This window comes from Yoonia sp. (genome assembly GCF_030731595.1).
In the GTDB taxonomy this organism is placed as follows: domain Bacteria; phylum Pseudomonadota; class Alphaproteobacteria; order Rhodobacterales; family Rhodobacteraceae; genus Yoonia.
Genome location: NZ_JANQTS010000027.1, coordinates 1 through 1,250 on the forward strand (window position 1 = coordinate 1; position 1,250 = coordinate 1,250).

Annotated in this window: 3 protein-coding genes; 1 reads left to right on the forward strand and 2 read right to left on the reverse strand. The window is 55.5% G+C overall.

Translation table 11 applies throughout. The features are described from left to right. Positions 1-123: 123 nt before the first annotated feature. Positions 124-354, reverse strand: coding sequence for a 30S ribosomal protein S17 (gene rpsQ / locus NWQ23_RS02575; protein ID WP_306164675.1), 231 nt, complete (start codon positions 352-354; stop codon positions 124-126). A gap of 3 nt (positions 355-357) precedes the next feature. Further along, positions 358-564, reverse strand: a complete 207-nt coding sequence (gene rpmC / locus NWQ23_RS02580; RefSeq protein WP_306164676.1) for a 50S ribosomal protein L29 — start codon at positions 562-564, stop codon at positions 358-360. Between the two features lie 210 nt (positions 565-774). Here rpmC and NWQ23_RS02585 point away from each other — a divergent pair. Next, positions 775-1,250 (forward strand): TIGR02466 family protein (locus tag NWQ23_RS02585; protein ID WP_306164677.1); only part of this gene is annotated, 476 nt, incomplete at its 3' end.

Consider the following 1,250-nt stretch of genomic DNA (forward strand, 5'->3'; position numbering starts at 1 on the left):
CCGCTGTTGTCAGCAACATCCAGATTGGTCTGCATCTGGATCATTTGGTTTCCTTCCGACCTTTGGGCAAGTCCCGATTTCCGTCCGGGGGCCCAGGGTTTCGATTGAACCGGGTGTTATTGCTTAGGAAGCAATAACCTCCCAGCGTTTTGTTTTCGACTTTGGCGCACATTCCTGAATACGGACCTGGTCACCAACGTTGAATGCGTTGTTCTCGTCGTGAGCCCGATACTTCTTGGACTTACGGACAGTTTTCTGAAGTAGCGGGTGCTTAAAGCGGCGTTCGACCGAAACGGTGACGGTCTGTTCGTTCTGGTTGCTTGTGACAACCCCTTGCAGGATACGCTTAGGCATGGATTAAGCCTCCGATGCCGCAGCAGCGGCCTTTTCGTTCAGAATTGTTTTGACCTTCGCGGCATTGCGACGTGCGGCGCGGATGCCTGCAGTGTTCTCAAGCTGGCCGGTGGCCTGCTGAAAACGCAGATTGAAGCTCTCTTTTTTCAGGTTCACCAGCTCATCACGAAGCTGATCGGGCGTTTTGGCCCGCAGTTCTTTGGCGTTCATGCCATTTTCCTTTTTCAACATCATCGGCAGGCCGTGCGAAACGTCACCCGATTCCCGATGGAGTGGGGGTAGAAGTGCGCCGTTTAGACCCCATCCCACTATAAAGCAACCCCCTGTGATGCAATGAATCAAAGGTGTTGAATGGTCTGCCACGGTCGACGCCAGTTGATCTCTCTATACCTCTCAGCGCCAGACCGCTAAGAACGGAATATGTCAGACATCAAATCCCTCTTCGCGACCCGCCTTTATCACGCCAAACTCTCGGAACACGGCAAGCCCGTGGATGCGGCCGAGCTGGAAAACTCCTGCCTTGTCATCGCCGATGACGACGAAGCGGGGCAGGAATGGTGCGAGGAAAACGGCTATCCGGGCTATACATCCTATGCATCGCTCACCGATCTGCCCTGGCGGTTCCCGATCTTCAAGGATCTGGTCAAAGTGCTGGACGCCCACGTCGCGGCCTTTGCCAAGGACGTGCAATTCGATCTGGGCGACAAGAAGCTAGTCCTAGAGGACATCTGGATCAACATTCTGCCCGAAGGCGGCATCCACACCGGCCACATCCACCCCCATTCGGTGATCAGCGGGACGACATACGTGGCGATGCCCGACGGGGCGAGTGCGATCAAATTCGAAGACCCGCGACTGCCGATGATGATGGCCGCACCGACACGGGTGAAAGACGC

What these genes read in the sequence shown, in the direction of transcription:
- rpmC (WP_306164676.1), bottom strand. Translation starts at nt 564, where the DNA reads ATGAACGCCAAAGAACTGCGGGCCAAAACGCCCGATCAGCTTCGTGAT.
- rpsQ (WP_306164675.1), bottom strand. Translation starts at nt 354, where the DNA reads ATGCCTAAGCGTATCCTGCAAGGGGTTGTCACAAGCAACCAGAACGAA.